The 17,721-nt window shown below is 71.8% G+C and carries 16 protein-coding genes; 11 read left to right on the forward strand and 5 right to left on the reverse strand.

The features are described 5' to 3' along the window. The first annotated feature begins 56 nt into the window (after positions 1 to 56). The 5 genes from ACN28C_RS14495 to ACN28C_RS14515 all read left to right on the forward strand — a co-directional run bounded on the left by ACN28C_RS14495 (position 57) and on the right by ACN28C_RS14515 (position 4,708). Positions 57 to 743 carry an endonuclease/exonuclease/phosphatase family protein gene (locus tag ACN28C_RS14495; RefSeq protein ID WP_422773981.1) on the forward strand — a complete coding sequence of 229 codons (687 nt, stop codon included), beginning with the start codon at positions 57 to 59 and terminating at the stop codon, positions 741 to 743. Between the two features lie 140 nt (positions 744 to 883). Continuing rightward, a complete protein-coding gene (locus ACN28C_RS14500) occupies positions 884 to 1,189 on the forward strand; it encodes a putative quinol monooxygenase (RefSeq protein ID WP_422773982.1) in 306 nt (101 codons plus the stop codon). Between the two features lie 27 nt (positions 1,190 to 1,216). After that, entirely contained in the window at positions 1,217 to 2,215 is a 999-nt protein-coding gene (locus ACN28C_RS14505) for an alpha/beta hydrolase (protein ID WP_422773983.1), read from the forward strand. A gap of 289 nt (positions 2,216 to 2,504) precedes the next feature. Beyond that, positions 2,505 to 3,905, forward strand: coding sequence for a flavin-containing monooxygenase (locus tag ACN28C_RS14510; protein ID WP_422773984.1), 1,401 nt, complete (start codon positions 2,505 to 2,507; stop codon positions 3,903 to 3,905). Further along, positions 3,902 to 4,708, forward strand: a complete 807-nt coding sequence (locus tag ACN28C_RS14515) for an alpha/beta hydrolase (protein WP_422773985.1) — start codon at positions 3,902 to 3,904, stop codon at positions 4,706 to 4,708. The genes ACN28C_RS14510 and ACN28C_RS14515 overlap by 4 nt, the downstream gene beginning before the upstream one ends. Positions 4,709 to 4,804: 96 nt before the next feature. Here ACN28C_RS14515 and ACN28C_RS14520 read toward each other — a convergent pair whose 3' ends face one another. After that, a complete protein-coding gene (locus tag ACN28C_RS14520) occupies positions 4,805 to 6,220 on the reverse strand; it encodes an alpha,alpha-trehalose-phosphate synthase (UDP-forming) (RefSeq protein ID WP_422773986.1) in 1,416 nt (471 codons plus the stop codon). 187 nt (positions 6,221 to 6,407) lie between these two features. Further along, on the reverse strand, positions 6,408 to 7,268 hold the full coding sequence (locus ACN28C_RS14525) for a DUF308 domain-containing protein (RefSeq protein ID WP_422773987.1): 861 nt from the start codon (positions 7,266 to 7,268) through the stop codon (positions 6,408 to 6,410). A 261-nt stretch (positions 7,269 to 7,529) separates the two neighbouring features. On the opposite strand from ACN28C_RS14525, the gene ACN28C_RS14530 reads away from it, so the two are divergent. Then, positions 7,530 to 8,261, forward strand: a complete 732-nt coding sequence (locus tag ACN28C_RS14530; protein WP_422773988.1) for a lysophospholipid acyltransferase family protein — start codon at positions 7,530 to 7,532, stop codon at positions 8,259 to 8,261. Positions 8,262 to 8,430: 169 nt separating this feature from the next. Here the strand turns inward: ACN28C_RS14530 and ACN28C_RS14535 are convergent, their stop codons facing one another. After that, entirely contained in the window at positions 8,431 to 12,048 is a 3,618-nt protein-coding gene (locus ACN28C_RS14535) for an AAA family ATPase (RefSeq protein ID WP_422774664.1), read from the reverse strand. A gap of 284 nt (positions 12,049 to 12,332) precedes the next feature. On the opposite strand from ACN28C_RS14535, the gene ACN28C_RS14540 reads away from it, so the two are divergent. Then, positions 12,333 to 12,518, forward strand: a complete 186-nt coding sequence (locus tag ACN28C_RS14540) for a hypothetical protein (RefSeq protein ID WP_422773989.1) — start codon at positions 12,333 to 12,335, stop codon at positions 12,516 to 12,518. Between the two features lie 151 nt (positions 12,519 to 12,669). Here the strand turns inward: ACN28C_RS14540 and ACN28C_RS14545 are convergent, their stop codons facing one another. Continuing rightward, on the reverse strand, positions 12,670 to 13,362 hold the full coding sequence (locus ACN28C_RS14545) for a Crp/Fnr family transcriptional regulator (protein ID WP_422773990.1): 693 nt from the start codon (positions 13,360 to 13,362) through the stop codon (positions 12,670 to 12,672). A gap of 481 nt (positions 13,363 to 13,843) precedes the next feature. Between ACN28C_RS14545 and ACN28C_RS14550 the strand changes: the two genes are divergently transcribed. From ACN28C_RS14550 to ACN28C_RS14565, 4 genes are all read left to right on the forward strand, one after another. Continuing rightward, entirely contained in the window at positions 13,844 to 14,353 is a 510-nt protein-coding gene (locus tag ACN28C_RS14550) for a polyadenylate-specific 3'-exoribonuclease AS (RefSeq protein WP_422774665.1), read from the forward strand. Between the two features lie 175 nt (positions 14,354 to 14,528). After that, positions 14,529 to 15,557 carry a 6-phosphofructokinase gene (locus ACN28C_RS14555; RefSeq protein ID WP_422773991.1) on the forward strand — a complete coding sequence of 343 codons (1,029 nt, stop codon included), beginning with the start codon at positions 14,529 to 14,531 and terminating at the stop codon, positions 15,555 to 15,557. Positions 15,558 to 15,826: 269 nt separating this feature from the next. After that, positions 15,827 to 16,651 (forward strand): pyrroline-5-carboxylate reductase, encoded by an 825-nt coding sequence (gene proC / locus ACN28C_RS14560; RefSeq protein ID WP_422773992.1) that lies wholly within the window; start codon positions 15,827 to 15,829, stop codon positions 16,649 to 16,651. Between the two features lie 47 nt (positions 16,652 to 16,698). Continuing rightward, positions 16,699 to 17,049, forward strand: a complete 351-nt coding sequence (locus tag ACN28C_RS14565) for a DUF2203 domain-containing protein (RefSeq protein ID WP_422773993.1) — start codon at positions 16,699 to 16,701, stop codon at positions 17,047 to 17,049. 98 nt (positions 17,050 to 17,147) lie between these two features. Here the strand turns inward: ACN28C_RS14565 and ACN28C_RS14570 are convergent, their stop codons facing one another. Continuing rightward, positions 17,148 to 17,645, reverse strand: a complete 498-nt coding sequence (locus ACN28C_RS14570; protein WP_422773994.1) for a glutathione peroxidase — start codon at positions 17,643 to 17,645, stop codon at positions 17,148 to 17,150. Between the last annotated feature and the right edge of the window lie 76 nt (positions 17,646 to 17,721).

The following is a 17,721-nucleotide window of genomic DNA, read 5'->3' on the forward strand; positions in this document are numbered from 1 at the left end:
CCCTTCTTCTACCGAAAGCGATAAGAGGGGGCCCTTCCTTACTCGAAGGGTATTCGATGCGGCTGCGGGTGCTCTCCTACAACGTGCACGGCCAGCGGGACGACGTCGACGCGCTGGCCGGGGCGGTCCGGGCGTTGGAGCCTGACGTGGTGATCGTGCAGGAGGCGCCGCGTCGGTTCCGCTGGCGGCACAAATGCGCAGCCCTGGCCGACCGGCTCGGTCTGGTGGTCGCGGCCGGCGGCCTGCCGTCACTGGGCAACCTGCTGCTGACCAGCCTGCGCGTCCGGGTCTACCAGACCTGGTGCCGGCAGTTTCCGCTGACGCCGGGCCGGCACATGCGCGGTGCGGTCTTCGCCGAATGCGGGGTCGGGGGGTCCCGCTTCGTCGTCGCCGGCTCGCACCTCTCCACCGACCCGACCGAGCGCCCCGGTCAGGCCGCACTCCTCAAGCAGGAGTTGACCGCGCTGCGGCTGCCGGTGGTGGTCGGGGCCGACCTGAACGAGAACTCGGGCGGCGGTGCCTGGCGTACCGTCGCCGACGGGCTCACCGACGTGGCGGTGGTGGCCGGTGGCGAGGGGCGGTTCACCTTCCCGTGCCGGCAACCGCGCGACCGGATCGACGCGCTCTTCGTGGACCCCCGGATCGACGTACTCGGTTACGACGTGGTGGACTCCGAGCAGACCCGGCGGGCCAGCGACCACTTCCCGATCTGCGCCGACCTGCTGCTGCCCGCCGTCGATTGATCCGATCCTCGCTACCACAAGAGGATCAGGCAAGAGAATGCGAGCATCAATCTAACGTTTCTCCTGGTCAGCTGATTCCATGGGATTGTCGATATCCCAATAGCGCTCCAACAGCGCCATGACCGAGGAGAACGCCGTCGATGGCCGTCAACCACGGGTTCCACGCCACCATGACCGCCCGACCGGGCAGGGGCGACGAACTGGTCGAGCTTCTGCTCGATGCGCCGTCCCTGCCGCAGCCGGACTGCGTCGTCTTCCTGGTCGGCCGCTCGGCCAGCAACCCCGACGTCGTCCACGTGACCGAGGGGTGGACCAGCGAGCAGGCCCACAGCAGGTTCTTCGCCTCCGAGCAGGCGCAGGCACTGGTCGCCAGGCTCCAGCCGCTGCTGGTCGGCGAGTCCCACTACACCGACGAGGTCCCGGTCGGCGGCAAGGCCGCCTTCTGAGCTCGCTGACCCGAGGAGGGACGCACCGTGACTCTCGCACGACCTGACGTCGATCCCGAACTGCGCGTGTTGCTCGCCGGCATGCCGCTCGGGTCCGAACTCAACCCCGAACTGCTCGCACAGATCCGGCCGTACGCGTCGACGCCGATCGAGCCGTTGCTCGACGGTCGGGCCGTCGACCGGCGCGAGGTCGTCATTTCCGGCCCGGACGGCGCGCCGATCCCGTTGTCGATCATCAGCCCGGCCGGGGCGCGCGGCACCACCGCGGCGCCGTGCGTGTACTGGATCCACGGCGGCGGCATGGTGATGGGGGACCGCTACTCGCAGATCGACATCCCCCTGGAGTGGCTGGAGCTGTTCGGCGCCGTGGTGATCTCGGTGGACTACCGGCTGGCGCCGGAGGTCGGCGGCACGACCCTGGTCGACGACTGCTACCACGGCCTGCTCTGGGCCGTCGAGCACGCCGCCGAACTGGGCGTCGATCCGACCCGCGTCGTCGTGGCGGGTGCGAGTGCCGGTGGTGGCCTCGCCGCCGGGGTGACCCTGATGGCACGCGACCTCGGCACCCCGCCCATCGCGGCACAGGTGCTGATCGGCCCCATGCTGGACCACCGCAACAGCACCACGTCGAGCCGGCAGTTCTCCGGTGGTCCGGGTGTCTGGACCCGCGAGATGAACGAGTTCGGCTGGCGATCGGTGCTCGGCGACGGCACCGACGGGCAGGTCTCCCCGTACGTCTCACCGGCGCTGGCGGGCAACCTCGCCGGCCTGCCCACCACCTACGTCGACGCCGGCTCTGCCGAGGTCTTCCGGGACGAGGACGTCGACTACGCCACCCGGATCTGGGCAGCCGGCGGCCAGGCCGAACTGCACGTCTGGGCCGGTGGCTTCCACGGGTTCGACGCGCTGTATCCGCGGGTGCCGATCTCGGCCGCCGCCAGGCGGACCCGCAACGACTGGCTCGCCCGCGTACTCACCACGATTTCCGGCGGAGACACTGCGGAACAGGTCAGTCGACCATGCTGACTTCCGGTGGATCGGACGGTGCCGAGCAGGGCGGCGAGCGGCCGAGGCAGGGTGTCCCGGTCAACCGCCGTCTCGACGGGCAGCCGTGCGTAGCGCAGCTTGCGGCGCGAGCCGCTGCCCAGGAACCGCCGCATCTGTGCGTCGAGGGGCCGGCCGCGCCAGGCGGGCTTGGCCACGGCGGTGGTTTCCACAGCGATTAACGGCGCGCGGCGGGCTGGACAAGGGCGACGGCAGCCGAGAGGATTCCCCCGCACGTCGGCACTCGTGCCGGACAAAAGGAGATTCTTCGGTGTCCACCTTCAGCGACCAGGAGAGCAACGAGCCGGCCGCGACCCTCTGGCGGGACGGGCGCCCGGTCTACGACCGGGGCGGCACCGTCTGTGTGATCGGCGCCGGGGCCAGCGGCCTCACCGCCATCAAGAACCTGAAGGAGTACGGCTTCGGCGTCGACTGCTACGAACGGGAGACCGGGGTCGGTGGGGCCTGGAACTGGCGGCACGACCGCAGTCCGGTCTACGCCAGCACCCACCTCATCACGTCCCGCCCATTCACCGAGTTCCCCGACTTCCCGATGCCGGACAGTTGGCCGGACTACCCGCACCACAGCCAGCTACTGTCCTATCTGGAGCACTACGCCGACCACTTCGACCTGCGGCCGCACATCTGGTTTGGCACAGAGGTCGTGCGGGTCGAGCCGGCCGAGGGCGACCGCTGGGACGTCACCACCCGCAGCACCGGCGGTTACGGTGCCGAGCGCACCTCCCGGTACGCCGCCGTGGTGGTCGCCAACGGGCACAACTGGGCGCCGAAGATGCCGGCGTACGAGGGGCTGGACGAGTTCCGGGGCAAGGTGATCCACGCGTCGGCGTACAAGGACGCCACCCAGGTGCGCGGCAAGCGGGTGCTGGTGGTCGGGGCCGGCAACACCGGCTGCGACATCGCGGTGGAGGCCGGCCAGCAGGCGGCCAGGTGCTGGCACTCGACCCGCCGCGGCTACTGGTACGCCCCGAAGTACGCCCTCGGCCGCCCGGCCGACCAGGTCAACGACTCCTTCGGGCTCTACCGCCTGCCGCTGCGGCTGCGGCAATGGATCTTCCAGTGGGTGCTGAACCTGACCGTCGGCGACCTCACCCGGTTCGGGCTGTCCCGTCCCGACCACCGGCTCTTCGAGACCCACCCGATCGTCAACAGTCACCTCGTCTACCAGCTCGGGCACGGGACGATCAACCCGGTGCCGGAGATCGGCCGGTTCCGGCGCAACAGCGTGACCCTCGTCGACGGCCGGGAGCTGGAGCCGGATCTGGTCGTCTTCGCCACCGGTTACCTGCCGCGCTTCGAGTTCCTGGCGCCGGAGCTGCTCGGCACCGACGCGTCGGGGCGACCTGCCCTCTACCTCAACGCCTTTCCCCGGCGGCATCCGACGCTGACCGTCGCCGGCCTGCTCCAGCCCGACTCCGGCCTCCTGCCGCTGGTGCACTGGCAGACCGTGATGATCGCCCGCTGGCTGCGGCTGCGCGAGGCCGCTCCGGAGCGGGCCCGCGCCTTCGCCGGCCGGATCGACGCCGAGGCCGGCAACCGGTGGCACTCCGCGAAGGTCAAGGAAAGCACCCGGCACTGGTTCGAGATCGGGCACATCGACTATCTGCGTGCGGTGCAGCGCACCCTCGACGAGCTGGAGGTGGCGGCGTGAAGACCCGGGTGCTGCGGGTGGCGGACTGGGCCCGCCCGGTGCCGGCGGTGTTCCGGGAGGTGCGGGTCGCCACCCCGGAGGCACCGGAGGGCAAGCCGCCGCTGCTCTTCGTGCCCGGGTTCGGGCACGGGGCCTGGGCCTTCGCCGAGCACTGGCTCGAACACGCCGCATCCCGGGCCTTCGCCGCGCACGCCGTCAGTCTGCGTGGGCACGGCGGCAGCGGGCAGGCACCCAAGGCGACGCTGCGGGCGTACGCGCATGACGTGACCCAGGTGGCCGCCAGCCTGGACCGGCAGGCGGTGCTGGTCGGGCACGGTGCCGGCGCGCTCGTGGTGGCACACGCGCTGGCCCGCTATCCGGCCCGGGCCGGGGTGCTGGTCGCGCCGGTCTTCGGCGGCTGGAGCACGTTCGGCCTGGCGCTGCGCCGCAACCCCGCCGGTACGCTGCCGGCGCTCGTCGGTGGCCCGCTGCGGCTGAGTCACCGCCAGCTGTTCAGTCGGGAGCTGCCGGACGCGGCGGCCCGGGAGTACGCTGGCCGGCTCGGCCGGGCCTCCTCCCGGGCGCAGTGGCAACTGCTCCGGCACCGCGCGCCCGAGCCGCCGGTGGGCAACCCGCCGATGCTGGTGCTCGGCAGCCCCGACGACCGGGTGGTGCCGGCGTCGGCGCTGACCCGCACCGCCGCCCGGTACGGCGCCGCTCCGCTGCTCTTCCCCGGCATGGGCCACGACATGATGCTGGACGCCCGCTGGCGGGAGCCGATCGACGCCATCCTCGACTGGCTGGAAAAGGACGAGACCCGGTAGGGCGATCCGTGATCAGGGAGTGTTCGGCCTGCTATGTGGCGAGCCGAGCGCTCCCTGAGCACGGAGGACCGTCAGGTGGCTGATCAGGGAGGACCGTCAGGTGACGGTGAGCCGGTTGGCCAGGTTGCCACTCTGGTCGAGGGCGGTCAGGTAGGACCGGGCCCAGGCCCGGATGTCGTTGACCCGTAGCTGCCCGCGCATCGCCCGCATCCGGGTCGTCAGGTCGGCCGGGGTGGCCTGGAGCGCGTGCATCAGGGTCAGCTTCAGTCCCTCCAGGTCGTGCGGGTTGACCAGGAACGCCTCCGGAAACTCGGCGGCGGCACCGGCGAACTCGCTGAGCAGCAGCGCGCCGCCGCCGTCGACCCGGGCCGCGACGAACTCCTTGGCGACCAGGTTCATCCCGTCACGCAGCGGGGTCACCGCCATGATGTCGGCGGCCCGGTAGAGCGCGGCGAGCTCGGCCCGGTCGAAGGGCTGCGTCAGGTAGTGGATCGCCGGCTCACCGACCCGGCCGAACTCGCCGTTGATCCGGCCCACCTCGCGCTCCACCCGGTCGCGGAGGATCTGGTACTGCTCGACCCGTTCCCGGCTCGGGACGGCGACCTGCACCATCACCGTGTCCCGCACCTTGACGTGCCCGGTGGCGAGGAGTTCGCTGTAGGCCTTGAGCCGCTGCTCGATCCCCTTGGTGTAGTCCATCCGGTCGACGCTGAGCAGCATGTGCTGCGGGTCACCGAGGTCCCGGCGGATCTGGGCGGCCCGGGCGACCACCTCGGGCCGGTTGGCCAGCGACTCCATCTCGGCCGTGTCGATGGAGACCGGGAAGGCGCCGATCCGCACCACCCGGTCGTCCACCGCGATCCGCCGGTCGGTGGCAGCCAGGTCGAGCACTTTGGTGGCGAGTTGCGCGAAGTTGTGCGCCGCCTGCGGGCGCTGGAAGCCGACCAGGTCGGCGCCGAGCATCCCGAGCAGCAGCTCGGCGCGGCGGGGGAGCTGCATGAAGAGCTCCGGCGGTGGGAACGGCACGTGCATGAAGAAGCCGATCCGCAGGTCGGGACGGATCGCCCGGAGCAGGCCGGGCACGAGTTGCAGGTGGTAGTCCTGCACCCAGACCACCGCGCCGGGCTCGGCCGCCTCTGCGGCGGCCTCGGCGAACCGCTGGTTGATCCGTTGGTACGCCTCCCACCAGCGACGGTGGTAGACCGGCTGCTCCACCGCATCGTGGTAGAGCGGCCAGAGCGTCGCGTTGGCGAAGCCCTCGTAGTGGTCGCGTACGTCCTCGGCGGCGAGTGGCACGGTGTGCATGCGTACGCCGTCGACGTCGGCGAGCAGCGGAGCCGGGCCGGTGCCGCCGGCCCAGCCGACCCAGGTCGCGGGGGTGTGTTGGAGCAGGGGGTGCAGGGCGCTGACCAGCCCGCCGGGGCTGCGGCGCCATTCACAGGCGCCGTCCGGCGCCACGCTGTCGTCGACGGGCAGCCGGTTGGCCACCACCACGAGGGAACTCTGTCGCAATCGGGCACCTCGTTCCGGGCGAGGCGACCACCGCGAATAATGAGCGATCGGGCAGTCGTGAGGGGAAGGTAACTTACAGCAGTATTCCTACTGAGGTGAAATTACGCGAGTGTTACGGGTTGCCTCCACAGCGCGATGATCTCGCGATCTGGACGCCAACTGTCAGCGCACCGGGTCAGCGCACAGGTCAGACCACCGCGCCGTCGTCGGGGTCGTCGTCGGGGTCGGTGCCGGGCCGCAGCCGCCAGATCAGGGTTACGAAGCCGGTGAGAATCCCGGCGAACCCGAGCATGGTGACCAGCCCTCGGTCGATCGGGAGCAGGTGGGGGAAGAGGAAGAGGGCGAAGCCGGCGACGATGGCCAGCGCCCCGATCACCGCGTACTTGGACAGCCGGGGCAGTGGCGGCGGCGGGGGCGGGACGTAGCGCTCCTCCTGCTCGTCGGGGAGCCCGGCGCCGAAGGTGTCCAAGCCGTCGAGGAGTGACCCGTCGCCGTCGGTCCGCCCGCCGACGGAGATCCCGGTGATATCGGTGGCCGAGGGGAGCCGGCGGACGCCCGGATCCGTCGGTCCGGAAGTCTCCGGGCCGGGCCGGGTGCCCGGGGTACCGGTGGCACGCTCCGTCGGCTCGCCGATCGTCACGTCCTCGACCGCCGGCCAGGAACGGTGGTCCGCCGCGACCTCGGTGTGGTAGCCGGCGACGATCCGGGCCCACTCCGCCTCCACGTCCGGGTCGCGGTCCGGGTCGGGGCGGGGGGCCGGCGGCTGGGCCGGAGACTCCTCGTCGGCGAGCTGGGTCAGGTAGTCCCGGGCGGTGGCCAGGAAGCTGCGGTCGACGTAGAGCCGATCCACCGGCCGGGGCGGCACGGTGGTGGTCCGGGTCACCGGGTTGAGGTCGGCGGAGGGTTGCAGGTACGCGGCGATACCGCCGGCGGCCAGCACATCCAGCAGGTGTTCACCGAGCCGCGGATCGACGTCACCGGCGACGGCGTACTCCGTCGCCTCCAGTCCGTTGTCCCGCCGTCCCCGGCGGGCGCCGCCCGCTGACACCCGACCCCCTCCTCACCGGCCCCGGCCCCGGCGCGCGGGGCCGTGTTCGCGACCGCGGCTCGCGCCTGCGTGCCGTGCAATGAATCGTGACACGGCGGGCACGGGTTGCGGGAGTGCGTTGTGGCGCGGCGTACCCGCTTCGTAGGCTTCTTGCCGACAGTTCCCGCCCGCGGCTTCTCCGGGGGCGGCGCGACGCACACCCGTGCGCCGTGCCGGCCGGCGGCCGACGTGGGGACGTGCGGGATCTCGGGAAGGACACTGGTGCTGTACGGGCTGATGAAGTACGTCATCCTCGGACCCTGGCTGAGGTTGGTCTTCAGGCCGCAGGTCGAGGGAAGGGAGAACGTCCCCGCCTCCGGCCCGGCGATCCTTGCCAGCAACCACCTGTCGTTCTCCGACTCGATCTTCATGCCGCTGATGGTCAAGCGAAAAGTGACCTTCGTCGCGAAGGCCGAATATTTCACCGGCAAGGGGCTGAAGGGCTGGCTGGTGAAGATGTTCTTCGTGGGGACCGGCACCATCCCGGTGGACCGTACCGGCGGGCGGGCCGCGCAGGCCGCGCTGGAGACGCAGCTCACGGTCCTCCGCGCCGGCAACCTGGCCGGGATCTACCCGGAGGGCACCCGCTCGCCGGACGGCCGGCTCTATCGGGGCAAGACCGGGGTGGCCCGGCTCGCGCTGGACAGCGGAGCCCCGGTCGTCCCGGTGGTGATGCTCAACGCCGACGAGATCCAACCTCCCGGGAAGCTGCTCCCGAAGATCAAGCGGGTGAAGATCAGGTTCGGTACGCCCCTGGACTTCTCCCGCTACGCCGGCATGGCCGGTGACCGCTTTGTCGAGCGGGCCATCACGGACGAGATCATGTACGAGCTGATGGAACTCTCCGGCCGCGAGTACGTCGACATCTACGCCCAGAAGATCAAGAACCAGCAGTTGAAGGCGGCCAGCAAACCCGCCGCCATCGCATCGCCCAGCGACTCCCTGGCCGCCTGAAAGGAAGGGCCCCCGCTTATCGTTTTCTGTTGTAGCGGGGGCCCTTCCTAACACTTTGGCGCCGAGGGCGGTGCCCAGCGGCGCGGGGCGGCGCTGGTGCTGCCTGGTGGCGTAGGGGCGGCGCTGGTGCTTGCCTGGTGGCGCGGGGGCGGCGCTGGTGCTGCCGGCGTCAGGAGGCGAGCATCGGGGCGCTGGTGTCCTGGGCCGGCCCGCCCTCGCCGAGCCGGAGCAGGCCGGGCATTCGGTTGCGCAGCGCGAAGGCGCGTACCTCGGCCAGCGCCACCTCGGCGGCGGCGTCCTCCCCGGCCAGGGTCAGCTCGGCGGCGGCGAGCGCCAGCCCCAGCATCCGGTCGGTGAGGTCGGGGATCTGCCGGTAGGCCTCCGCCGCCGCGGTGTAGAGCTGCCCGGCGCGGGCATGGTCGCCGTCGACACCGGCCAGCGCCGCCGTCACGGTCTGCACCGCCGCCTCCGCCCAGAGCGTCGAATGGGTGATCGAGTCGAGCATCGCCCGGACGCGTACCGCCGAATCCCGGCCGGCCAGTGCGGCGGCGTACGCGGCGGCTGGTATCCACTCCCCGCTGGCCAGTGCCGGCACCCTCGCCCAGGAGCCGGCCAGCTCGTCGAGGAGCCCGGCCGCCTCCCGGTCCCGCCCCTGCAACGCCCGGCAGAGCGCCCCCAGGGCCAGCATGTTCCAGTGCAGCCGGTGGAAGCCGCTGCGCCGGGCGGTCTCCAGGGCGTCCGTCACGTCGTCCGGGGCACGCATCCCGGTCCGCCCGCCCGCCGGTCCGCCCTTCGATCCGGCGACTGGTGCACCCTTCGATCCGGCGGCCGGTCCGCCCTTCGATCCGCCGGCCGGTACCGGCTCGTCGCGGAGCACCCGCAGGTATGCCCGCATCCCGCGGATCTGCATGTCCCAGCGGCCGGCCGGGGTGTCCACGAACCCGTCGGCCACGGTCAGCAACCGGCCGACGTCGCCCTCGTAGTAGGCGCGGGCCGCCTCCGCAGAGCCGCCGGTCGAGAGCGCCTCGGCCTGGGCCAGCGCCGGGCAGGAGGCGACCAGTTCGTCGGCGCGGATCCAGTCGCCCTCCTCCCGCATGGCGTGTGCGAGGTTGCGTACCACCCGGGGCAGGACCACGAGCTGCGACTCCTGGCAGAAGCGTAGGAGGCCGTGCAGCTCGTCCAGCCCGGCGCGGTCGCCGGACTGGTATCGGGCGGTCGCCACCGTGATCCGCGCGTCGGTCCGGGTCTCCAGCAGCCCCAGCCGCTGCGCGATGTCGGCCGCCGCGCCCGCCGCTGCCACCGCCGGGTCGCGTTCGTAGTTGAGCATGTGCAACCGGCCCAGCTCGGCGTAGGCGTCCGCCTTCTCGGCGGTGTCCGGCAACGCGTCGAAGAGCTCGACGGCACGGTCCAGACAGGACAGTGCCTCGCCCCGGTCCGCGCTCAGCCAGGCGGCCTTGCCGAGCAGGGTCCAGGCCCGCGCCGCGCCGCCGTGGTCGGCGTACGCGAAGAGCCGCTCGGCCAGCGCGTGCAACTGGTCGGTGCCGCCCCCGGCGATGAAGGCGGTGCCGTCGCGGTAGTAGGAGATCTCGGTGAGCAGCAGCTCCAGTTGTAGCCGGCCGACCGGGTCGCCGTCGTCGGCCAGCCCCAGCGCCCGGGCGGCGTGGTTGGCCGCGGCGTCGAGCGCGTGCAGGGCGTACGCCCGGCGGGCCGCCCGGTGCAGCGCCTCCCGGGCCGGTGCGGCGTACCGCCCGGTATCCACCCCGAGGGTGTGGGCGATCTCGTGCGCCGCCCAGCGGTGGTGGGCCAGCACCTCGGCCAGGTCGGTGTCCCGGCCCCGGGACAGCCCGGCCAGCCAGTCGGCGGTCCGCTCGTGCCGGGCGACCCGTTCGGTGCGGGGCAGCCGTTGATAGCAGACGTCGCGGACCAGGATGTGCCGGAACCGGAACTCCGGCTGCCCGGCCATTGCCGAGGTGGACTGCTCGTGCACGAAGTCCCGCTGCTCCAGCCGGCGCAGTGCCCGCTCGACCGACTCGATCGGCTGGCCGAGGGCGGCCGCGACGGCGCCCGGCCAGAACTGCATGCCCACCACCGAGGCGGCGAGCAGCACCATCCGGTCCGAGCCGTCGAGCAGGTCCACCCGGTTGGCGATAACCGAGTGCACGCTCTCCGGCATCGCCAGGTCATGCTGCTTCTCCAGCGACCAGCCCCGGCCGGACTGGCGCAGCGCGCCCTGCTCGACGAGCATCCGCACGTACTCGTGGGCGTAGAGCGGGTTGCCGTCGGCGACCTCGACCAGCGGGCTGAGGGTGTCGGTGGAGAAGGCGGCCTGCCCGAAGATGTGCCCGTAGAGCGAGGCGATTCCGCTGTCCCGCAGCGGCGGCAGCGTGACCGTCAGCGATGCGCCGATGGTCCCGGCCCAGCTCGGCTCCCGGCTGACCAGTTCGGGGCGGGCGGTGCAGAGCAGCAGCAGCGGCACGCTCTGCGCGTACGCCCCGAGCAGTTCGACGAAGTGCAGCATCGCCTCGTCGGCCCAGTGCAGGTCCTCGAAGACCAGCACCGTCGGCTGCCGGGCGGCGAGCGCCACCAGGAACCGGCGCCAGGCCGACTCCGCCTCCTCGGCCGGCAGGGTCGGTCCGGGCAGCCCCACCACCGGGCGCAGCGCGTCCATCAGTCGGTCCGCCGGACCCTGGCCGACCAGTTCGACAAGTGCCGTCTCCAGCCGTCGGGCCGCGGCGGCGGCCGGATCGGTGTCGAGGATCCCGGCCTCCGCCTTGACGATGTCGGCGAGCGCGGCGAAGGTGACGTTCTCGCCGAACGGCCGGCAGCGGCCGATCCGCCAGGTCACCGGCTCGTCGGTCAGCCGCTCGGTGTGCCGGAACAGCTCCCGGACCAGCCGGCTCTTGCCGATGCCGGCGTGCCCGAGCACCGTCACCAGCTGCGGCAGCCGGTCGCGGATGGAGCGGTGCAGGGCGTTGACCAGCAGCCCCAGCTCGTGTTCCCGGTCGATCAGCGGAGTGCTGTCCGGCTCGCGGTCCGGCGGCTGCCGGTCCACCGGCGCCAATGCCAGCCACACCTCGGTCGGGCTCGACCGGCCCCGAAGGGTCACCGGCGTCTGCTCGGCGTAGCGGACCGCGTCCCGGGTCAGCGCGTGGGTGGTGCCGCAGACCAGAACCCCGCCGGGCGGCGCCACCGACTGTAGTCGGGAGGCGGTGTTCACCACGTCACCGGCGACGATGGCCTGGCCACCGTCCCGCGCCGCCGAGACGTCGACCAGCGCCTCACCGGTCGCCACCCCCACCCGGAACCGCAGGTCGTCGGCGCCGGTCGGGGTCAGCCGGGTCAGCACCCGCTGCAACTCCAGCCCGGCGCGGACGCAGCGCAGCGGGTCGGTCTCGGTCGCGACCGGCGCGCCGAAGAGCGCCATCACCGCATCGCCGATGTATTTCTCCACCACCCCGCCGTACTGGCCGATGACGCGGCGGGCCGCCGAGAAGAAGGCCGTCTGCATGCCCCGGACCAGCTCCGGATCGGCCCGCTCGACGTACGGGGTGAAGTCGATGAGGTCCACGAAGAGCACGCTGACCCGCCGCCGGTCCTCCTGGGACAGCGGGGCGGGACGGCCCGACGGAGCCGGCCGGGGCTTTCCGCAGGCCGTGCAGAACGCGACGTCCGCCGGCAGCGGCTGGTCGCAGTGCGGGCAGCTCGGAGTCAGTTCGGTGCCGCAGCCGCCGCAGTATCGGTTGCCGACGGCGGCGATTCGGCCGCATCTGGTGCAGGTAGCGGAGATGCCGTCCTCCTACAGCGTCGACGGGACATGCTGTTCGGCGGGGGCGGCGCCGCCCGGCCGTGGCGGCGGCCGGCCGGAAACTCCGGCGAGTCACCGGCGGTCGTGCGGTCGCTCGACGGCGGCCGCGCGGCCTTCGAATCACCACCGCCGAGTATCAGGGTCGGCACCGGGTGTCCGGAACCGGGTGTCCGGAACCGGGCTGTTGGCTAGCGGACAGTCCCGCCCATAGTGATCCAAGATACAGTCATTGGCGCCTACCTATCGACGAGTTATGGAGGATGGCAATGGTGTACGTCCGACTGGAGAAGGAATGGACCGACGCCGACGGCGTTGGCCACTCCTCGGGAGACATGGTTGACGTGGACGCCGCCACGCTGGCGAAGCTGCAGGCCGCCGGGGTGGTCGGCGGAGAGGGCGGCGAGGGAAAGGGAGGCGGCGGAGAGACGATCAACTGGCCGGGCGCGACCTGACCGGTCCGGCCCGACCCGGTCGGGCCGCCGGTAACCCGGACGGTGGGGCCGGTCGGCGCCTGGTCGCACCTTCTGGACGTGAGTGTGTCGTACTGGACGTGAGTGTGTCGTACTGGACGTGAGTGTGTCGTGCCGTGGGTCGGCGGACGGGTCAGCGTTCGGTCATGCCGGCGCGGCGGCGCAACGCCGCCACGTCGGTCACCACGATCCGCCGCCCCTCGGTACGCAGCCAGCCCCGGCTGGCGAACGAGCCGATCGCCTGGTTGACGCTCTGTCGCGAGCCGCCCGCCATCTCCGCGAGCTGGCTCTGGTTGAGTTCGATGGTGATCATCGGAGCCTGGCTCTCGCCGGCCAGCCGCACCAGCGTCTTGGCGACCCGGCCCGGCAGGTCGAGGAAGACGTGGTCGGCGTTCTGTTCGGTCAGCCGCCGGATCAGCCCACCGAGCGACCGCATCACCGCGTCGAGAATCCGGGGGTTGGAGTGCACGAGTTCCATGAAAGCCCCTCGGGACAGCGCCAGGGCGGTGCAGTCCTCGATGGCCTCGGCGGAGGCCGACCGGGTGGAGGCGTCGAGCAGGGAGACCTCCCCGAGCACGTCCGGCGGCCGGATCACGTTGAGCACCGCGCGCTCGCCGGTCGGCGCGGTGCGGAACACCGCGACCGCGCCCCGGCGCAGGACGATCAGGGACTCGCCGGGATCGTTCTCCACGAAGAGCAGCTGCCCCTTGCGGTAGGTGCGCGGCACCGCCGCGGCGATCACCCGTTGGCGCACCTCGGGCTCAAGGCCGGCGAACATCTCGACGCCGGTGAGGGCGTCGCCCGGCTCAGGCAGGCGAACATCCACGGCTCAACCCCTCCCCGGTAAAAACCACAGTATTGCTCTCGGTCGACCCGCAACCGACCGGGAAGCAAGATGAAACTGATACCGGTAGGGTCCGGCAGCGGTACACATCAGATCATGACGGCCCTGTCGCTTGCTGTACACCCCCGAAATCACTTCTGTGACAGTTCTGCCGCTGACCAGGGGGCATTCTGAGGTCAGATCCGCCACTGGGTGGGGACCATACGGGGGCGTGGCGGATACGTGGGGGCGCGGGGAGCCGGGGCCGGTCGGAGGGCGCGAGTCCGCTGGCCGGCCGCGGCGGACGGGTACCACCCGGCGTGGGGGCGCCGGGCGACCCGATGGAGGAGGCGTGGTGATCCGCCGACACATCCGGATCACCACGCCGACCTCTCGCCGCGCCCGACCGGGCGCGCCGGCGCCGAATGGTGGAAATTCCACCCCGATTCCGGTACGGCGGGACGGATGGGCGAGGATGGCGGCGATGGTCTACCGCTATTTCTACGACTGCGAGTTCATCGAGGACGGCCGGCTCGTCGACCTCGTCTCTATCGGCGTCGTCGACGAGTACGGTCGCGAGTTCTACGCCGTCTCCACCGAGTTCGACGACTCCCGCGCCGTGCCCTGGGTGCGCCGGCACGTGCTGGACAAGCTTCCGTCGCCGGGCGACCGGGCCTGGCGTTCCCGGGAGCGGATCCGGGACGATCTCTACGAGTTCCTGATGGAGCCGGTCCGGGGCCGGCCGGGGGAGCGGCTCGAACTCTGGGCCTGGTACGCCGCGTACGACCACGTGGCGCTCGCCCAGCTCTGGGGCGCCATGCCGGCGCTGCCCCGGGAGATCCCCCGGTTCACCAGGGAGTTGCGGCAGCACTGGGAGGACCGGGGAAGCCCGCCGTTGCCGGAGGCCGCGGCCGGGCGGCACGACGCGCTGGTCGACGCCAGGCACAACCTCGCACGATGGCGGGCCATCCAGGCTCGGCCGGCATCGTCCTGAGCCGCGCCGGAATCCGTTGCCGAAAGGGTCCGGGGCGCGGTGGTCCGGCCCCGGGCGGGCGACTACAGTGCGCAATGACGGCCCGCCCCGGGCCGGCAACGACGCCGACGGTCTGACCTGACTCGCACCCTGGGGCTCGCGGGCTCACTCGTTGCTCCAGGAGGAGAAGCAGATCATGCGTATCGGCGTGCTCACCGGTGGTGGTGACTGCCCGGGTCTGAACGCGGTGATCCGAGCGGTGGTGCGTAAGGGCGTCGCCACCTACGGCCACGAATTCGTCGGGTTCCGGGACGGTTGGCGCGGTCCGCTGGAGGGGCTGACCAAGCCGCTCGACATCGCGGAGGTGCGGGGCATCCTGCCGCGCGGCGGCACGATCCTCGGCTCCTCCCGGACCAACCCGTTCAAGATCGAGGGCGGGGTAGAGCAGATCAAGACCAACCTGGCGCAGCAGGGCGTGGACGCCCTGGTGGCGATCGGCGGCGAGGACACCCTCGGCGTCGCCACCAAGCTGCACGAACTCGGCGTCCAGGTGGTCGGCGTACCGAAGACGATCGACAACGACCTGGGCGCGACCGACTACACCTTCGGGTTCGACACCGCGGTCAACATCGCGATGGAGGCGATCGACCGGCTGCACACCACCGCCGAGAGCCACCACCGGACCCTGGTCGTCGAGGTGATGGGCCGGCACGCCGGCTGGATCGCCCTGCACGCCGGTCTCGCCGGTGGCGCCAACGTGATCCTGCTGCCCGAGCGGCAGTTCGACGTCGACCAGGTCGCGACCTACGTCGAGAAGCGGTTCCAGAAGCAGTACGCCCCGATCGTGGTGGTCGCGGAGGGCGCTCTGCCGCTCGACGGCCAGATGCGCCTGCAGAACCAGGAACTCGACGCGTTCGGGCACGTCCGCCTCGGTGGCATCGGGCAGTGGCTCGCCGACCAGATCGAGGCGAAGACGGGCAAGGAGGCCCGCACGGTCGTACTCGGGCACATCCAGCGCGGTGGCACCCCGACCGCCTTCGACCGGGTGCTCGCCACCCGGCTCGGCCTCCAGGCGATCGACGCGGTCAACGAGGGCGACTGGGGCAAGATGGTCGCCATGCAGGGCACCGACATCGTCCGGGTGCCGCTGGCCGAGGCGACCCGCGAGCTGAAGACTGTGCCGCTGGAGCGCTACACCGAGGCCGAGGTCTTCTTCGGCAGCTAGGGCCCGGCGGTGGCGGGGTGGCCCGTCGCACCCGGCTCCGAGCGGTCACGCCTGATCTCTCGCACCGGGCGCGGGCCACCCCGAGCCTGCCGGCGACGGCTGGACGGCTCGACTGCTGGACAGGCTGATCTGCTTGCAGGCTTGAGCAGAGCTTGCAGGCTTCATGAGGGCCTGCAGGCTTCGGCAGAGTTCGCAGGCTTCGGCAGAGTTCGCAGGCTTGCAGAGTTCGCAGGCTTGCAGAGTTCGCAGGCTTCATCGGAGGAGGAGCGATGGTGCTGGCGCCGGGAGCGCACACGGTCGCCGTGATCGGCACCGGCAAGATCGGCGAGCTGATGCTCTCCGGGCTGCTCCGCGCGGGCTGGCCGGTGGACCGGCTGCTGGCCACCACGCGGCGGCAGAGCCGGGCCGAGGAGATCGCCACCCGCTACGGCGTACGGGTGGTGGAGAACCTGGTGGCGGTCGCCGAGGCGGACGTCCTCGCCGTGTCGGTCAAGCCGCAGGACGCGGACGCGCTGCTCGACGAGATCGGGCCGAAGGTGCCGGCCGACAAGCTGCTGGTCTCGCTCTGCGCCGGGCTGCCGACGAACTTCTTCGCCCGGAGGCTGCCGGAGGGCACCCCGGTGATCCGGGTGATGACCAACACACCGGCCCTGGTCGACCAGGCGATGACCGCGATCTCCGCTGGTGCGCACGCGACGGCGGCGCACCTGGAACTCGCCGAGGAGATGTTCCGGCCGCTCGGCGCGACCCTCCGGGTGCCGGAGTCGCAGCAGGACGCGGTGACCGCGCTCTCCGGCTCCGGCCCGGCGTACTTCTATCTGCTGGTCGAGGCGATGGTCGACGCCGGCATCCTGCTCGGCCTGCCCCGCCAGGTGGCGCACGAGCTGATCGTGCAGACCGCGATCGGCTCCGCCGTGATGCTGCGCGATTCCGGCGAGCACCCGGTGAAGCTGCGGGAGGCCGTGACCTCGCCGGCCGGGACCACCATCTCGGCGATCCGCGAGTTGGAGAACCACGGCGTACGGGCGGCGCTGCTGGCCGCCCTGGAGGCCGCTCGGGACCGGGCCCGGGAGATCGCGGCACAGCACGACTGAGCCAGCCGGTCGACCCGGTCCGGTGCCCGGTGCTCCATACTGTCCGCGTGTTCACCCTTGCCCAGGCACGCCACCTGGTCGCGACGCTGCGGCCCCGGATCGACGAGCTGATCGTGCTCCGCGCCGACCTGGCCGAGATGCGTGCCGACCTGACCGAACACGGGGCCAGTCCGCTCGGCGGGCTGGCCGAGGTGAAGGGTCTCGAGGCGCGGATCTTCGGCATTCTCGAGGAGCTGACCGGGCACGATATCCAGGTCAAGGGCTTCGCCCCGGTGTTGCTCGACTTTCCCGGCGAGCGGGACGGCCGCCCGGTGCTCTGGTGTTGGCTGGAGGGGGACAGCGACCTGGGCTGGTACCACCGGGTGGAGTGCGGCTTCTCCGGTCGGCGCCGCGTCTGATGCGGTAGAGCTGCCGGTCTGACCCGCCCGGCCGCCGTGGCCGCCGGGTCTGACCCCGGCACGCCCCGGTAGTGCTGGCGGGCGGGGTCAGCGGCGGCTCACGGCGCCGGTCGAGGTAGCACCCGCTCGATGGCGGCGGTGATCTCCGGCGACTCCGGTTCGACCTGGGGCGCGAACCGGGCGACCACGGTGCCGTCCGGGCCGACCAGGAACTTCTCGAAGTTCCACCGGACGTCGCCGGAGTGCCCGTCGGAATCCGCCGCCTCGACCAGCGCCGCGTAGAGCGGGTGCCGGTCGGGCCCGTTCACGTCGACCTTCTCGGTCATCGGGAAGGTGGCCCCGAAGGTGGAACGGGCGAACTCGGCGATCTCGTCCGGTGTGCCCGGTTCCTGCCCGGCGAACTGGTTGCTGGGCACCCCGAGGACGGTCAGCCCTCGGTCCGCGTATGTCTCGTGCAGGGCCTGCAGGCCGGCGTACTGCGGGGTGAGCCCGCACTTCGAGGCGAGGTTGACCACCAGTACGGCGGTGCCCCGGAACTGCTCGAGGGCGGCGGATTCCCCGGTCAGCGCTCCGATCTGGACGTCGAAGAGGGTCACCGCGTCCCTCCGTGCCGCTCGCCGAGGCGCCCGGGGCGCCGGTGCCGACTGGGACTCGTGTGTGGCTCGGTCATGG

Source organism: Plantactinospora sp. WMMC1484 (assembly GCF_049315195.1).
Lineage (GTDB): Bacteria > Actinomycetota > Actinomycetes > Mycobacteriales > Micromonosporaceae > Plantactinospora.

Bases quoted from the DNA above. Each gene is read 5' to 3' on its own strand.
- ACN28C_RS14495 (WP_422773981.1), top strand. From the start codon at position 57: ATGCGGCTGCGGGTGCTCTCCTACAACGTGCACGGCCAGCGGGACGAC.
- ACN28C_RS14500 (WP_422773982.1), top strand. From the start codon at position 884: ATGGCCGTCAACCACGGGTTCCACGCCACCATGACCGCCCGACCGGGC.
- ACN28C_RS14540 (WP_422773989.1), top strand. From the start codon at position 12,333: ATGGTGTACGTCCGACTGGAGAAGGAATGGACCGACGCCGACGGCGTT.
- ACN28C_RS14550 (WP_422774665.1), top strand. From the start codon at position 13,844: ATGGTCTACCGCTATTTCTACGACTGCGAGTTCATCGAGGACGGCCGG.
- ACN28C_RS14555 (WP_422773991.1), top strand. From the start codon at position 14,529: ATGCGTATCGGCGTGCTCACCGGTGGTGGTGACTGCCCGGGTCTGAAC.
- proC (WP_422773992.1), top strand. From the start codon at position 15,827: ATGGTGCTGGCGCCGGGAGCGCACACGGTCGCCGTGATCGGCACCGGC.